The 16,435-nt window shown below is 38.7% G+C and carries 12 protein-coding genes; 8 read left to right on the top strand and 4 right to left on the bottom strand.

Annotated features, from left to right (window positions below; genetic code table 11):
- Positions 1–208: 208 nt before the first annotated feature.
- The 7 genes from DJ533_RS15305 (at position 209) to rimI (ending at position 8,689) form a co-directional block, all read left to right on the top strand.
- Positions 209–1,936, top strand: a complete 1,728-nt coding sequence (locus tag DJ533_RS15305) for an EcsC family protein (RefSeq protein ID WP_065994463.1) — start codon at positions 209–211, stop codon at positions 1,934–1,936.
- A 186-nt stretch (positions 1,937–2,122) separates the two neighbouring features.
- Entirely contained in the window at positions 2,123–2,497 is a 375-nt protein-coding gene (gene rpsL, locus DJ533_RS15300) for a 30S ribosomal protein S12 (protein ID WP_000246374.1), read from the top strand.
- A gap of 177 nt (positions 2,498–2,674) precedes the next feature.
- Positions 2,675–3,145: a 30S ribosomal protein S7 gene (gene rpsG, locus DJ533_RS15295; protein WP_004655203.1), complete on the top strand. Its 471-nt coding sequence runs from the start codon at positions 2,675–2,677 to the stop codon at positions 3,143–3,145.
- Between the two features lie 189 nt (positions 3,146–3,334).
- Positions 3,335–5,470 carry an elongation factor G gene (fusA, locus tag DJ533_RS15290; RefSeq protein ID WP_065994464.1) on the top strand — a complete coding sequence of 712 codons (2,136 nt, stop codon included), beginning with the start codon at positions 3,335–3,337 and terminating at the stop codon, positions 5,468–5,470.
- A 93-nt stretch (positions 5,471–5,563) separates the two neighbouring features.
- Positions 5,564–6,754, top strand: coding sequence for an elongation factor Tu (gene tuf / locus DJ533_RS15285; RefSeq protein WP_065995613.1), 1,191 nt, complete (start codon positions 5,564–5,566; stop codon positions 6,752–6,754).
- A 483-nt stretch (positions 6,755–7,237) separates the two neighbouring features.
- Positions 7,238–8,119, top strand: a complete 882-nt coding sequence (locus DJ533_RS15280; protein ID WP_065994251.1) for a metal-dependent hydrolase — start codon at positions 7,238–7,240, stop codon at positions 8,117–8,119.
- A gap of 111 nt (positions 8,120–8,230) precedes the next feature.
- Positions 8,231–8,689: a ribosomal protein S18-alanine N-acetyltransferase gene (rimI, locus tag DJ533_RS15275; protein WP_065994250.1), complete on the top strand. Its 459-nt coding sequence runs from the start codon at positions 8,231–8,233 to the stop codon at positions 8,687–8,689.
- A gap of 13 nt (positions 8,690–8,702) precedes the next feature.
- Here the strand turns inward: rimI and DJ533_RS15270 are convergent, their stop codons facing one another.
- From DJ533_RS15270 to trxB, 4 genes are all read right to left on the bottom strand, one after another.
- Positions 8,703–9,518, bottom strand: a complete 816-nt coding sequence (locus DJ533_RS15270) for an arginyltransferase (RefSeq protein ID WP_065994249.1) — start codon at positions 9,516–9,518, stop codon at positions 8,703–8,705.
- Between the two features lie 39 nt (positions 9,519–9,557).
- Positions 9,558–10,289, bottom strand: a complete 732-nt coding sequence (gene aat / locus DJ533_RS15265; RefSeq protein WP_065994248.1) for a leucyl/phenylalanyl-tRNA--protein transferase — start codon at positions 10,287–10,289, stop codon at positions 9,558–9,560.
- 61 nt (positions 10,290–10,350) lie between these two features.
- Positions 10,351–11,898 carry a class I SAM-dependent methyltransferase gene (locus DJ533_RS15260; protein ID WP_065994247.1) on the bottom strand — a complete coding sequence of 516 codons (1,548 nt, stop codon included), beginning with the start codon at positions 11,896–11,898 and terminating at the stop codon, positions 10,351–10,353.
- Positions 11,899–12,118: 220 nt separating this feature from the next.
- Positions 12,119–13,075, bottom strand: a complete 957-nt coding sequence (gene trxB / locus DJ533_RS15255) for a thioredoxin-disulfide reductase (protein WP_065994246.1) — start codon at positions 13,073–13,075, stop codon at positions 12,119–12,121.
- A 272-nt stretch (positions 13,076–13,347) separates the two neighbouring features.
- On the opposite strand from trxB, the gene DJ533_RS15250 reads away from it, so the two are divergent.
- Positions 13,348–16,410: a DNA translocase FtsK gene (locus tag DJ533_RS15250; protein ID WP_065994245.1), complete on the top strand. Its 3,063-nt coding sequence runs from the start codon at positions 13,348–13,350 to the stop codon at positions 16,408–16,410.
- Positions 16,411–16,435 lie beyond the last annotated feature (25 nt).

Raw genomic sequence — 16,435 nt, 5'->3', positions numbered from 1 at the left:
ATCTTGACATAAGCATAACGATGGCTTGACTGAAGTACCAGTTGTATTCGCAGCAATGCGACAAATTATGACTCAAGTGTGTTTTAGCGTTAAGCAATTGTCATGATTTTGTATTTTTAGCTCAAGCATACACAAATATAGTTGAGATAATTTTAGACTATCCTTAGTATTCGACTAAGCCGATAAAAATGAATGGAGTAGAGTGCAAATGGCAGATTCTAATAATAAACAATCAAGTAGCATGTTATCCAATACATTTGGTCTCGCTAAAAAAATTGGTACGACAGGTTTAAATTTATTCAATCATGTTGCACCAAACTCAGTGAGCAAACTCAGTCAAGCGCCAGAAAGTGACTCCGTGGTGGAAGGTAAAGCACGTACTCAAAGTATCTTTGAAAAAAAACAGTATGATAATCCACAGCAAATGATGCGTGAACATTTACCTAAAGTGTCGAGTCAGTTACTTGGTCGTCATTATAAGAAAATCAATAATGTTGCGTCATTTATCTCGCCACAGTTGAATGACAAAATGTCAGATTACTTTTTTGAGAAGTTAAATGACTTTGTGTCAGACAGCAGCTCAGTAGAAAAGCTGTTAAAAGAAGTAGGTGTGAAAGATATCCAAGAGTTGAGCCAAGATTCGGCACGTTCACAACGTATTAGCCAAGCGCTCGCCAATCAAAATAAAGTTCTTGCTGCGATTCAAGGTGCATTGACAGGTGCAACGGGTGTTATTGGTTCTGCGATAGATGTTCCAAGCTCAATTGCTTTGGCATTACGTAGTATTTACCAAACAGGGCGTGCGCATGGTTTTGAGTTGAAACCTGAAGATCATGAAGTGGTTGAATTTATTTTCAAAACAATTGACATTGGTTCTGTGGCGGAAAAACAAGCGTTGTTGATCGCCTTGCGTACATTTGCAAATACTTTAAAAACTCAGGATATGAGTCAATTTCAACAGCTACTTGGTTCAAGTAATTCAACCGATGTCTGGAAAAACTGGATTAGCAATGAAGATGGTACATTTAAGTGGGCATGGTTAGAAAATTTTCCACAATTCAATATTATTTCTAAACTTACCCCATTTGCTTGTATTGGGATTAGCGCAACGTATAGTTGGAAGTTGGTTGATGATGCAACTGAAAAAGCGCAAATCGTCTTTAAAGGTGCGCAGCAGTATTTAATCCAACATCCTCAAGAAAATATTAGTGCTTTAGCTGCGTTTGAGAAGTCTGAAATTTTGCTTGCACAAGCCAGCCCATTATTACAAGCACCTGAGCATGAAGGTGCTGCACCTGAGTTAAACACAGCAACTACAGCACAGCTCTCTGAAAATGAAATTATTCAAGATGTCCAAGTGTTGAAAAAAGATGAAGCACACAACTTAAAAAGTGATGAGGCAGAAATCAATATTGCTGATTTAGCTAAACAACACATTGCTACTGAAAATGAAACAACTGGCGATGAGCAGACTACTGAATCAGCGGATAAAGTAGAAAAGGTGGCTGAAAAATCGCAAGTGAGTCAAAAGAGTGCCACAAAAGATACTCAAGTCGATAAGAGCGACGCAGTAGCGGAAAATGCAGTTGAGCAGTCAGAGGATAATGAAATTATCCAAGATGTCCAAGTGTTGAAAAAAGATGAAGCACAAAACCTAAAAAGTGATGAGCCAGAAATCAGTATTGCTGATTTAGCTAAACAACATATTGCTACTGAAAATGAAACAATTGGTGATGAGCAAACGACTAAAGCAGCAGATAAAGTTGAAAAGTTGGCTGAAAATTCACAAGTGAGTGAAAAAAATGCAACAAAAAATACTCAAGCCGATAAGACTGTAGCAACAGAGAAACAAGCCGTTAAACAATTAGATGACATTGAAAAGGATACGCAAAAGCTTGAAGCTAAAACAAAATCAAAGGATGAAAAGAAAAGTTAATCTAATATAAACTTTTTCTTATTTTAGATGTGGTGAAGAAAACAGCTAAAAAAGTGAGAGAAATACACAGATGGTCAATATTTGATAAGTGTCGAATGTTGACCATTTTTGCATCTTGACTTACAATTGCATGCCCTCAAAAAGTGGTAATTTTTTGAGGCTTTTTATTAACGGGAGAATTGCCATATGGCAACAACAAATCAGTTGATCCGTAAGGGTCGCACAACTTTAGTTGAAAAATCTAAAGTTCCTGCGTTGAAGGCTTGTCCACAACGTCGTGGTGTTTGTACACGTGTTTATACAACTACACCTAAAAAACCTAACTCAGCAATGCGTAAAGTTTGCCGTGTGCGTTTAACTTCAGGTTTCGAAGTTTCTAGCTACATCGGTGGTGAAGGTCATAACCTACAAGAGCACAGTGTTGTTCTTATCCGTGGTGGTCGTGTTAAAGACTTACCAGGTGTACGTTACCATACCGTTCGTGGTTCTTTAGACTGTGCTGGTGTGAAAGATCGTAACCAATCACGTTCTAAATACGGTGCTAAACGTCCTAAGAAATAATTCTTTAAGAATTAAATCTTAAGATCGCAAACCGCAATCCTTTATCGTCTCGCTTGTCTGATTTCTGCATTTAAATTTGTGAAATTCAAGCGACGTGTAGTAAGGCCAGCGAATGCACCTGACACTTGGTGCTCATGCTGGATTAACCTGAAGTGTCATATTTATAGGTAGTTTAAAATGCCAAGACGTCGCGTAGTCGCTGCTCGTGAAATCCTTCCGGATCCTAAGTTCAGCAGCCAAACAATCGCTAAATTCATGAACCATGTAATGCAAGATGGTAAAAAATCTATTGCTGAAAGTATCGTTTACGGTGCTTTAGACCGCGTTCAAGAAAAAAACAAAGTAGACCCAGTTGAATTTTTCGAGACTACTCTTGAAAAAGTTCGTCCTATGGTCGAAGTAAAAGCACGCCGTGTTGGTGGTGCTACATATCAAGTTCCTATGGAAGTACGCCCATCCCGTCGTACTGCCTTAGCGATGCGTTGGTTAGTAGATGCTGCTGCTAAGCGTTCTGAAAAAACTATGGCTTTACGTCTTGCTGGTGAGTTGCTTGATGCAGCTGAAGGTAAAGGCGCAGCGATCAAAAAACGTGAAGATGTGCATCGTATGGCTGAAGCCAACAAAGCCTTCTCTCACTACCGCTTCTAAGCGGCTAAAACAGTCCCTAATCAGGAGAATACTTATGCGAATTACAGCACGATTTAACATCGCCCTCTACCAAAGTGGGGGATGGGCGGGAATTTAAGTTGTCCTTAAATTCGTATTAAGTATCCGTACGCATCAATACTTATTGATGCGTCCTGTTTTAAACAACAAAATTTAGGAATGCTAGAAATCATGGCTCGTCAAACCCCAATTTCTCGTTACCGTAACATTGGTATCTCTGCACACATTGATGCGGGTAAAACAACAACTTCAGAACGTATTTTGTTTTACACAGGTCAAAGCCACAAACTTGGTGAAACTCACGAAGGTTCGGCAACTACTGACTGGATGGAACAGGAACAAGAACGTGGTATTACCATTACTTCAGCAGCAGTAACATGCTTCTGGTCTGGTATGGGTAACCAGTTCGATCAACACCGTATCAACGTTATTGACACCCCAGGACACGTAGACTTCACGATCGAAGTTGAACGTTCTATGCGTGTTCTTGATGGTGCGTGCATGGTTTACTGTGCGGTAGGTGGTGTTCAACCTCAGTCTGAAACTGTATGGCGTCAAGCAAACAAATATAAAGTTCCACGTATTGCGTTCGTAAACAAAATGGACCGTACTGGTGCGAACTTCTTCCGTGCTGTAGAACAAATGAAAACTCGCTTGGGCGCAAACCCAGTGCCGATCGTTATTCCAGTTGGCGCTGAAGAAAACTTCCAAGGTGTTGTTGACCTAATCGAAATGAAAGCGATTATCTGGGATGAAGCATCTCAAGGTATGAAGTTTGAATACGGTGAGATCCCTGCTGACTTAGTAGAATTAGCGCAAGAATGGCGTACTAACATGGTTGAAGCTGCTGCAGAAGCATCAGAAGAACTCATGGATAAATACCTAGAAGAAGGCGATCTTACGAAAGAAGAGATTGTTGGTGGTCTACGCACACGTACTTTGGCAAACGAAATTCAGCCAATGATGTGTGGTTCTGCATTCAAAAACAAAGGTGTTCAACGTATGTTGGATGCTGTGATTGAATTCTTACCAGCACCAACTGACGTTGAAGCGATCAAAGGTATTCTTGACGACAAAGACGAAACTGAAGGTTCTCGTGAAGCGTCTGATGAAGCACCATTCTCTGCGTTAGCGTTCAAAATCATGAACGATAAATTCGTTGGTAACTTAACGTTCGTACGTGTTTATTCAGGTGTTCTTCAAGCAGGTAGCCCTGTTTACAACCCTGTGAAAATGAAACGTGAGCGTATTGGTCGTATCGTACAGATGCATGCTAACGATCGTCACGACATCGAAGAAATTCGTGCAGGTGATATCGCAGCGTGTGTAGGTCTTAAAGATACAACCACTGGTGATACATTATGTGATGAAAACCACGTAATTACACTAGAGCGTATGGAATTCCCAGAGCCAGTAATTGCACTTGCAGTTGAACCTAAAACTAAAGCTGACCAAGAAAAAATGTCAGTTGCTTTAGGTCGTTTGGCGAAAGAAGATCCATCATTCCGCGTTCGTACAGATGAAGAATCTGGTCAAACGATTATTGCGGGTATGGGAGAGCTTCACCTTGACATCATTGTTGACCGTATGAAGCGTGAATTCGGTGTAGAAGCAAACATTGGTAAACCAATGGTTTCTTACCGTGAAACGATTAAAAAATCGGTTGAACAAGAAGGTAAATTCGTACGTCAAACTGGTGGTAAAGGTAAATTTGGTCACGTATACGTACGTTTAGAACCACTTGCTGAAGATGCTGGTAAAGATTACGAGTTCGCTGAAGAAGTTGTTGGTGGTGTAGTACCTAAAGAATTCTTTGGTGCGGTTGACAAAGGTATTCAAGAGCGTATGAAGAATGGTGTCCTTGCTGGTTACCCAGTTGTAGGCATCAAAGCGACATTATTCGACGGTTCTTACCACGATGTCGACTCTGACGAATTATCGTTCAAAATGGCTGGTTCTTATGCCTTCCGTGATGGTTTCATGAAAGCGGATCCTATCCTTCTTGAACCAATCATGAAAGTAGAAGTAGAAACGCCAGAAGACTACATGGGCGACATCATGGGTGACTTAAACCGTCGCCGTGGTATGGTTCAAGGTATGGACGATTTACCTGGTGGTACTAAAGCGATTCGTGCTGAAGTTCCACTTGCTGAGATGTTTGGTTACGCAACTCAAATGCGTTCTATGTCTCAAGGTCGTGCGACTTATTCTATGGAATTTGCTAAATATGCTGAAACTCCACGTAACGTGGCTGAAGGCATCATTTCTAAATTCCAAAATGGTGGTAAAAAAGGTGACGACGAGTAATCTTTCGATTACTATAAGCCCAACTAATACATAGTTAAAAAACCAAGTGCTCATGTAGTGACCCTGCATGAGTAGTTTAAAAAGGAAGAACTCATGGCTAAGGCTAAGTTTGAACGTAATAAGCCACACGTAAACGTGGGCACAATCGGTCACGTTGACCATGGTAAAACAACTTTAACAGCTGCAATTGCAACTGTATGTGCAAAAACTTTTGGTGGTGAAGCGAAAGACTACGCTGCAATTGATTCTGCACCAGAAGAAAAAGCACGTGGTATTACAATTAATACGTCTCACGTAGAATACGACTCTCCAATCCGTCACTATGCACACGTAGACTGCCCAGGACACGCCGATTATGTTAAAAACATGATCACAGGTGCTGCTCAAATGGATGGCGCGATCCTTGTATGTTCAGCGACTGATGGTCCAATGCCACAAACTCGTGAACACATCCTTCTTTCTCGTCAAGTAGGTGTACCTTACATTATTGTTTTCTTAAACAAATGTGACATCGTTGATGATGAAGAGTTAATCGAATTGGTTGAAATGGAAGTTCGTGAACTTCTTTCTACTTATGACTTCCCAGGTGATGATACTCCGGTGATCCGTGGTTCAGCTTTAGCTGCACTTAACGGTGAAGACGGTCAATACGGTGTTCCAGCTGTTCTTCAACTTGTTGAAGCACTTGATACTTACATCCCAGAACCAGAACGCGCAATCGATAAAGCATTCTTAATGCCAATTGAAGACGTATTCTCTATCTCTGGTCGTGGTACAGTAGTCACTGGTCGTGTTGAATCAGGTATCGTGAAAGTAGGCGAAGAAGTTGAAATCGTAGGTATCAAAGACACAGTTAAAACAACTGTAACTGGCGTTGAAATGTTCCGTAAACTTCTTGATGAAGGTCGTGCGGGTGAGAACTGTGGTATTCTTCTACGTGGTACTAAACGTGAAGACGTACAACGTGGTCAAGTATTGGCTAAACCAGGTTCTATCAAACCACATACTAAATTCGACGCAGAAGTATATGTACTTTCTAAAGACGAAGGTGGTCGCCATACACCATTCCTTAACGGTTACCGTCCACAATTCTATTTCCGTACAACTGACGTAACTGGTGCGATCCAGTTGAAAGAAGGCGTTGAAATGGTAATGCCAGGTGACAACGTAGAAATGTCAGTAGAATTGATCCATCCAATCGCAATGGACCCAGGTCTACGTTTCGCGATTCGTGAAGGTGGTCGTACAGTAGGTGCTGGTGTAGTTTCTAAAGTTACTGCATAATCACTTTATTGTGTAAAAGAGCGTTCCTTTGGGGCGCTTTTTTTATGTCGATATTTTTGAGTAGTCATTTTTGATCAGTTCAAATGTGATCAAGAGAAAAATATACTCATTATTAAAATAATGTAGTGGTTATTTTAAAAGTTTGATCACTAAATAAATTTCAATTATCTTCATTTACTTATCCTAGTTTTATCTTGCATCATAACCAAGTTGATACTTCATTTCTTTATATCCTAATTAACTAGCTAATTCATTCCATTGCGCTGTATTAGGTTGTTGTTTTATCTCCTTGTGGCGTAATTAACTAGGGGGCTTTATTCCCTTGCGTCGTAATAAAGCAGTGCTTTATTACTCCTCATGTCCTAAACTGATATTTGTATGACCTTATTTGCACTTATCTATACTTCATAAAGTCGTAATATAAAAATGTAGAAAAACAAACATAAGTTTTTGGTGTGAGAACACCATTTAGGAGTAAGTGTAATGAATGCCAAAGTAAATATCTCCAATAGAGCAGGTGCTACTTTCCCTGTTCGTCGCATGAATTTTAATTTTGAAAATGTTCCTGAATATTGGATGAATGGATCGGCAGGTTTGACTCATTTTATGACAGCTTTATCAGCATTATTTCCAGCGGGTGAAAAGTTATTTATTGACTCTGTGCGTGCAGTGCGTCATTACCCTGAAATTAAAGATAATGAAGCATTACAAAAAGAAATCAGTGCTTTTATTGGCCAAGAAGCGATGCATACTCAAGAGCATGTAGGCTTTAACCAGTCAGCACAAAAATATGGTCATGATGTTAAAAGTTTAGAGCAACATACTGACTGGCTTATTCAGGGTGCGCGTAAGGTTTTTGGTAAAGTTGTTAAACCATTTGGTATGACACAGGAAATGGTAGATTTAACAGCAACTACAGCTTTGGAACATTTTACTGCAACAATCGCTTCTGAATTATTGCGTAATCCTCATATTCAGGAGTTGATGACAGATGAAACCATGAAGTATTTGTGGTTGTGGCATGCGATTGAAGAAAATGAGCATAAAGCAGTAGCATATGATGTATATGAAGAAGTTTTTGGACGTGGCGTAAAATCGTATGCACTACGCAATACCGCTTTAGTAGTAGCGATGGGGTTGATTCTTCTTGAGCAATCCTCATTCGTTTATAAACTTTTAAAAGCTGATAATAAAATAAATATGAAAGAGTTAGGTTCTATCTACAAATATGCTTACAGCCCATCAAAAGGGATTATTGCTGGTATGGCCAAAGAAATGTTGATGTATTTTAAACCAGGCTTTCACCCAAATGATTTGGATACCCAAGAGTTATTAGAAACATGGAAGGCGAAATTAGGTTTTTAAACTAAGGTATTAAAAATAAAAGGAAGATTTTTATAAATTTTCCTTTTTTATTAGACTTCTATAGATAAACTCTTATAATTCGCTTTTTACTTGAAAATATGATGAACACAGATGATTCGCTTGATGCAAACAGCTGACTTAAAGACTGTTTCTGAGATTGAAAATTTAGTTCAATCTCACCCTTGGACACATCATCAATTTCAGGAAGCGATTGAAAGTTATCAAAGTACAGTATTTGAGAAGCAAGGTGAAGTTGTCGCTTTTTGTATTTTACAGCCTGTTTTGGATGAAGCGAATTTACTCTTAATGGCAGTTCATCCTCAGCATCAAGGTCAAGGTTTTGGCTATCAACTTTTAGCAGAATCTATTCAATTATTAAAAAATAAACCGATCCAAATTTTTTTAGAAGTACGTGAGTCGAATCACGCTGCAATAGCTTTGTATGAAAAATCTGACTTTCATCAAATTGACCTGCGTAAAAATTATTATCCAAATAAAGATGGTAGTCGAGAACATGCCATTATCATGGTGAAAACCTGTGCTGAGGATTTTTCACAACTGTTTAAATAATAAAGTAAATATTTTATTTTATAATTGGTTCATTCCATTCTGAGGGAAGGGTGGTCATGAGCATATCGCCTAGTTTTTTAATTTCTTCTTGATCTAGATGTCGACTAATATGACGCCATTGTCCATCTAATAATAACTCAAAAGGTGCGTATTGTGATTTATAATTCATTTTTGCAGAGTGTGGAACCCAATAGCCTAAGTAAACATAGTTTTGTTGCAAAGACTTAACATATTCAATCTGTTTTAAAATTGCAAAAACACCGAGAGAACGACGACTTTCATCAGGATCAAAGAAGGTATAAACTGCCGAAACGCCATCATCAAGGTTGTCACACGTAGAAACACAAATTAGACGATTGTCTTTCCATAGTTCTAAAAAAAAGCTATCACTACAACTATGAATTAAAAATTTTTCAAATTGATCATAACTGGGTGGAAACATGTCGCCATCCGCATGGCGTTCATTAATATAGCGTTCGTACAGCTTGTAATGGGTAATGCTTGCATTTTGTGTAGAGGTAATTCTTATCTCTAAGTCTTGATTACGTTTCCATGCTTTTTTTTGCGAACTGTTCATTTCAAATTCTTTTACAGGGACACGGCAGGACAAACACTGGCGACACAAATGACATTCTGGGCGATATACAAAATCACCACTACGGCGAAACCCCATACGTGATAGTTCTGATAAAGTCACCACATTAATACGATGTGCAGGGTCTAAGAAAACCATCCGTGCTGATTTATTTTCTAAGTAGCTACAGTCGTGCGGTGGGGTTATATAATATTGTAAGTCATTCAAATGGGACTTTGGATGATATGAGTTCATAACGAGATGCCCCTCTTGGTTTTCCTATCCAGTTATTTTTCAGTCCATAAGTTTTGCAGTAAGTGCTATTGTTTTACTTGAAAATACACGTTCTTGATAGCTTTTCCAATCTATAGCAGGGTGTTTAATTACATCTTGTAACGATTTTAAGTATGTTTGGCGAGAAAGTGTACATGCACCTAAGCGAAGTAGGTGATCATTGACCAATTGGCAGTCAATCCAAGGCAGTTGATTTTCTCGTCCAAGTAACATCAGCGTATAAAAAGCCATTTTAGACACGTCAGTTTGTGTGCTAAACATAGATTCACCAAAGCAACCATGTCCTATGGTTACGCCATACAAGCCACCGACTAGTTTTTCTTGATCCCAAACTTCAACACTGTAAGCATAACCTTCTTGAAATAACGCACAATAGCCTTGAATGATGCCTTCAGAAATCCATGTTTCATCCGCATAACTACGAGGTAGGGAGCAAGCACGAATAACTTGATCAAAAGCTTGGTTAATCGTGATTTTATAATCCAGCTTTTTCATATTACGAATTAATGACTTACTAGGATGATAGTCGAGTGGCCGAATAATACAGCGCGGTTCAGGACTCCACCAACAAATCGGATCACCTTCAGAAAACCAAGGGAATAAGCCACGTGAATAGGCTTCAAACAAAGTAGAAGGGTGTAAGTCAGCACCGATACAAATCAGTCCTTCACCTTCAGGATCTGTTTGTACTGGATCTGGAAAAACAAATTTTGATGGAATTAACATAGACATTAATTTAAAAAAAGATCAGCTTTATATTAGCTGATCTTTTTCTTTAGCGTATAGCAAGCGTTTAGGCAAATAATTTTAATTGTTTGGCAATTTTGATTAAATCGCTATCTAAAAATACTTGAGCTTTATGCTGTAAAAAATTCAAGCTTAGCGTTTTATCTTGAATGGTTGTACCTTGATCGACCACAAACCAACTGAGTTGATCTAAAACATTTTGGACATATTCAGCAAATTGTTGTGCAGTTTTTAGACCATCCATAAAATGTGCACGATAAAACAATTGCGTAAATTGGTCTGTGCTTAAACCTATACCCGAAATCGGACAAGCTAAGACTTGATAGTTGTTATGAAAGCTGGCTTGTTCAAGAATAAAACGATTCAACTGATGTGCATGGTCAAGCATTTCTTGTGAAGTTTCTGCTTGACAAGGTTGCGCTAAACCTAGATGACATAAAATCACCAAAGCATTTAAGATCTTAGCATAGGATTGACCAGGCAGTTGTTTTTCTATATTGGCAATGGTTTGTGGTGCATAATTTTCTTGTTTGAAAAACTTGCCAAGCGGTTCATACACATCTTGAATTAAATTAAATTCACCTAAATACCCAGAAATCGTTTTAGGGAAATTTTCAGGCGCAGTTAAAATCACAAAAGCAGTATTTCGCAAACGTTCCTGAGTTTGTAAAGGTGTTAAGGTGTTTTTACCACGAATAAATAAATCACGTCTAAATTGGGTATTCGCAAAATAATCACGACATTGTTCTTTAAAAATCGGATGTTCGATTTGATTTAAAAACTGCTGATGTTCCTCAGAAAAGTTGATGTTATCTAAATGTGTATTTAAATCGGTTGAACCTGCATAAGTGAGTTTGACATCTTCTAAAATACGCACAACTTGTTGAAATGAAAAACATTGCCAATCTTGGTTGAGGTATTCATGAATTAAATAATTCGGATTTTGTTTTTGTAAATCTTGAACTTTATTTAAAGCATTTGGATTACGTTTAGCAAAATTTGGATTTTGTGCCAATAATGCCTCACTGAATGTCAAAGAATCTTTTACTTTTTGAATGGGATTGGTACTGGTGCTGTTAAATTTAAAATGGCTATGGAACAGTTCACGAATCGGCATATTGGCTGCCCAGCCTGTCAGACAATTATAACTGATATACACGATACCATTCGGTTTTAGGTATTTACGAATAAATTTTAAAATAATGTGTTGATTTTCATGACTAATCCAACTCCAGATCCCATGTAAGCTAATAGAATCTAACATTGGTAAGTCTTTATTTAATAACTCTTCAAAACTGGCATCATAAAATTGATGTGGTGTATGACTCTGTTCTGCAAGCATGGTGGCATGTGCTGCGTGTGCAGGATTAAAATCTGTGCCGATAAATAAGCCTAAGTTGGAAGCAGCATGAATATTTAGACTAACCCCTTGCCCAAAACCCAATTCACAATGTAAATGTGATTCATTAGAAATTGGGCTATCTACGCCATTGAGTAATAAGCAAAATTTTTGATAATTCGGACTTAAATCTTTGTAATAACCGTAAGTATAATTCACTTCAGTTTGGTAACCATCTGTCCAAGTGTTGCTCATTTTTTTAGCCTTTAAAATGCAATTTTAATAAAAAATTATTGTGAGAATGAATCGTATAAAAGTTCTATTAAGATGCAACAAATGAGTATTAAAAAGCAATATTAATTTTTATCTATGAATGAGGTATTTGTCTGTAAAAATAAAAAATGAATAGCTTAAAATACTCAATTGCTTATGAATAAAAAACCGCCAGTATTGGCGGTTTTCTAAGCTTTGAAAATTACTTTTCTAAACTGTCTAAATAACGATCTGCATCCAATGCTGCCATACAGCCAGAACCTGCAGATGTAATCGCTTGACGATATACATCATCTGCTACATCACCTGCAGCAAATACACCTGCTACAGAGGTTGCTGTTGCATTGCCTGCTGTACCACTGTGTACTTGGATATAACCATTGCGAAGTTCAAGCTGACCGTCAAACATGGCTGTGTTTGGTTTATGACCAATGGCTACGAATAAACCTGTGACAGCCACTTCTTGAGTAGAATTGTCTTGGGTTGATTTTAAGCGTACAGACGTTACTCCAGAAGCGTCATCGCCCAATACTTCTTCAACGGCATGATTCCAAATGATGCTAATTTTACCTTCTTTTTCTTTTTCAAACAGATGGTCTTGTAGAATTTTTTCAGAACGCAATTTGTCGCGACGATGCACCAAAGTAACATGAGATGCAATATTTGATAAATATAATGCTTCTTCAACAGCAGTATTACCACCACCGACCACCATGACATTTTGGTTTTTGTAGAAGAAACCATCACAGGTTGCACATGCACTGACGCCTTGTCCCATAAAAGCTTGTTCAGACTCTAAACCTAAATACTGTGCTGTTGCACCTGTTGCAATAATTAAAGCATCACAGGTGTATTCTTCCATATCGCCTTTTAGGACGAATGGGCGAACTTTTAAATCCACTTCATTAATATGGTCATATAAAATCTCTGTACCAAAACGTTCAGCATGGGCTTGCATACGCTCCATTAAGGCAGGACCTGTTAAACCTTCTGGATCGCCTGGCCAATTATCTACTTCAGTGGTTGTGGTGAGTTGACCACCCAATTGCATACCCGCAATTAACGTGGGTTTTAAATTAGCACGAGCAGCATAAACAGCAGCACTATAACCCGCAGGACCAGAACCTAAAATAATTAAACGTGAGTGACGAGCGCTCATTTATGCCTTCCTTTTTATATCAGAAAATATAGAATCTGTTAAAATTATACGTGAAAGTTTAGTCGGATTGGGGTGGTTTAATGTCGATAAAATTGATGATCTAAATCGAATTGAACCATATACCGAATATATACAAATAAGTTAACAACATACTGCAACAATCTTGCATCTTTTTTGTAAGAACAGGTGCATAATATAAAGATTTCTTCTTTAAAGATAGCGCTACGCTTCAATAAAAGAACATTGATGATTCATTGGTTACAGGACAGTATATGACTGCGGTGTCAAGTGTTTACCCACAGCGATTGGTATTAACCTTATTCTTGATTTCATTTGGGATATATCTGTTTTTGGCAACAGTGACCTATACGCCTTTTGACCCAGGCTGGATGCATATTTCAAGTGATACACAACAGGTATCAAATGCCAGTGGTGTGGCGGGGGCATGGATTGCAGATTTACTTTTTGGCTTTTTAGGATGGGCAAGCTTACTTATTCCATTTTATTTATTTGCTGAAGCCATACAAGTTTGGTGGCCAAGAAGCTTTTTGAATCGTCCTTTTCGTTATGCTGCGCAATTTTTTATTTTATTGACCACTGCAAGTTTATTGTATTTGCTGTGGAATGTCCCAGCGGATACGTTAGATAATGCTTCAGGCGGCATCATTGGTTATGAACTGGGGGAAAGTTTATCCCAATTACTGACCATTTATGGTGCATGTGCGTTTTTATTGTTATTGCTGGGTGTTTTATGTACCTTGGCTTTTGGCATTCAGTGGAATAAAACATGGGCGACCCTAAAAGCAACTCCTGCGTATTTACAGGATTTATTCTATAAAAATGTACCTGAAAGTGAATCTGCTTATGATTTAACCGCAACCGCCAAACCCGTCCTAAAATCTAAAAAGAAAGAAAATAATCAACAACAAGAGCATACTGAAGTTGTTGCAGAAATGAATGCCAGCAAATCGCCGTTAGCAAGCAAACATGAGCAAGCAGCAGAACGTTTGTTTGAGGATATGGTGGATCAACAGCAGCAAGTTCAACACACTTTATTGGTTGAAAATGAAATTGATGATGAAGAGCTAGAAAAAACTTTAGCCAAAGCACACCGTTTAGAACAAGAAAGTAAAAGATTTGTTCCTACTGGCGAGGTTTGGAAGCCGTTAGATCAAAATCAAGATCATAATCGAGATATTGATGCTTTGCTACGTGCATCAGAAGATGATCAAATTACTTTAAACACTCAGTCTGAGAGCATCAATCCCACCATTCATACAGCACAAAATACCACGACTTTTAAACAGTCAACGCATGATACTAAAGACTTGGATTGGGATGATGATCAAGTCTTTGATGATTTATTGGCAGTTGTTCCAAGTGATCAGATTGCAACCGATGTACATCGCCCATTTAGTCAAACCGCAGCAGAAAATTCAGCTACGCATTTTTCAGAGTTTGATCAAGTTGCTATAACCTCTGAAAATCATACAGTGAGCAACCAAAATGCACATAATTTAGCTGCGGAATTAGATAATCTGGCACATCTTGCTGATGTGTCTGTAGAGGAGCCTCTTATTCAGACAGAGGTTCGTACAACCAGCAGTTATGCACAATCCTCACCTTTGGTTAAGGCTGAAATTCAAACTCATTTAATGACTTCAACAGTATCAGATGAAGAAAAATCACGTATTTCTTCAAATAAAGATGCATTTAGAGAAGCTTGGCAAGAAACAGCAGGTAAACCTGTCGATGAAGAGCTAGAGGAGGAATTTGATCTTGATGCGCCTCTGACAGATGCTTTTGGTCGTCCTATGTCACGTGCTATGCAAGTGGCACAGAAGCGTAAAGATTTACCAACCTTGCCAGGTTATGAATTATTAGACAAAGTTGATCCGAATAAAAAAGTAAATTATACCGCTGAGCAGTTGGCTCGTTTATCTGAGTTATTAGAGATCAAATTACAAGAATTTAATATCAAAGCGAAAGTGATTGAGGCGCAACCAGGTCCAGTTGTCACACGCTTTGAGCTAGATTTAGCACCAGGTGTAAAAGCCTCTAAAGTGACGAATATTTCACGAGATTTGGCACGTTCTATGTCAATGGCATCAGTGCGTGTGGTCGAGGTTATTCCTGGCAAACCTTATATCGGCATCGAAGTGCCGAACAGCGCCCGTGAAATGGTGCGCTTGATTGAATTATTGGAAATGCCAGCTTTCAAAGACCCTGCTGGTTTGCTTTCAATGGCAATGGGGAAAGATATTTCAGGTAGTCCTGTGATTACTGATTTGGGTAAAGCTCCCCACATGTTGGTTGCAGGAACAACAGGTTCTGGTAAATCCGTCGCAGTCAACTCGATGATTCTCTCTATGCTTTTGAAATATACTCCTGATCAATTGCGTTTAATTTTAATTGACCCAAAACAATTGGAACTTGCCAACTATAATGATATTCCACATTTATTAACACCGGTTGTGACGGACATGAAGGATGCTGTCAGTGCGTTGAATTGGTGTGTAAATGAGATGGAGCGTCGTTATAAGTTGATGTCATTTTTAAAAATTCGTAAATTGGCAGACTATAACCGTAAAGTTGAAGAAGCCATTGCCAATGGTGAGGATTTGATTGATCCAACGTGGAAAGCTAGTGATTCAGCAACACAAGAACGTGCGCCACGTTTGCAACCGTTACCTTCGATTGTGATTGTTGCCGATGAGTTTGCGGATATGATCATGCAAGTCGGTAAAAAAGCAGAAGAAATGATTACTCGTTTGGCACAAAAATCTCGTGCAGCAGGAATTCATTTGCTGCTTGCAACACAACGCCCTTCAGTTGACGTAATTACGGGTTTGATCAAAGCCAATATACCAACACGTGTGGCTTTACGTGTAAATAGTAAGATTGACTCCCGTACCATTTTAGATGCAGGCGGTGCAGAGGACTTACTTGGTCATGGTGACATGTTGTTTTTAGGACCAGGTAAAATCGAACCTGAACGCGTGCATGGCGCATTTATTTCAGACGATGAAGTGAATCGAATTTGTGACGCATGGCGTGAGCGAGGTGATCCAGATTATGTGGATGAAATTTTAACGCCATACGATGAAGAACCCACCTCGAAAGGCTTTGAAGATGGCGATGGTGACCCAAACCGAGATGCTCTATATGACCAATGTGTGTCATTTGTGCTAGAAACACGCAAAGTATCTGTATCTTCTTTACAACGTAAGTTTAGTTTGGGATATAACCGAGCTGCACGTATTGTAGATCAAATGGAAGAACAGGGGATTGTCAGCAGTATGGGGCCGAATGGTAAACGAGAAATTTTAGTTTAATTCAAATGCCAAGTTGCAATGTGCT

It is taken from the genome of Acinetobacter defluvii (assembly GCF_001704615.3).
Taxonomy (GTDB): domain Bacteria; phylum Pseudomonadota; class Gammaproteobacteria; order Pseudomonadales; family Moraxellaceae; genus Acinetobacter; species Acinetobacter defluvii.
This window is presented reverse-complemented; position numbering and strand designations above follow the sequence as displayed.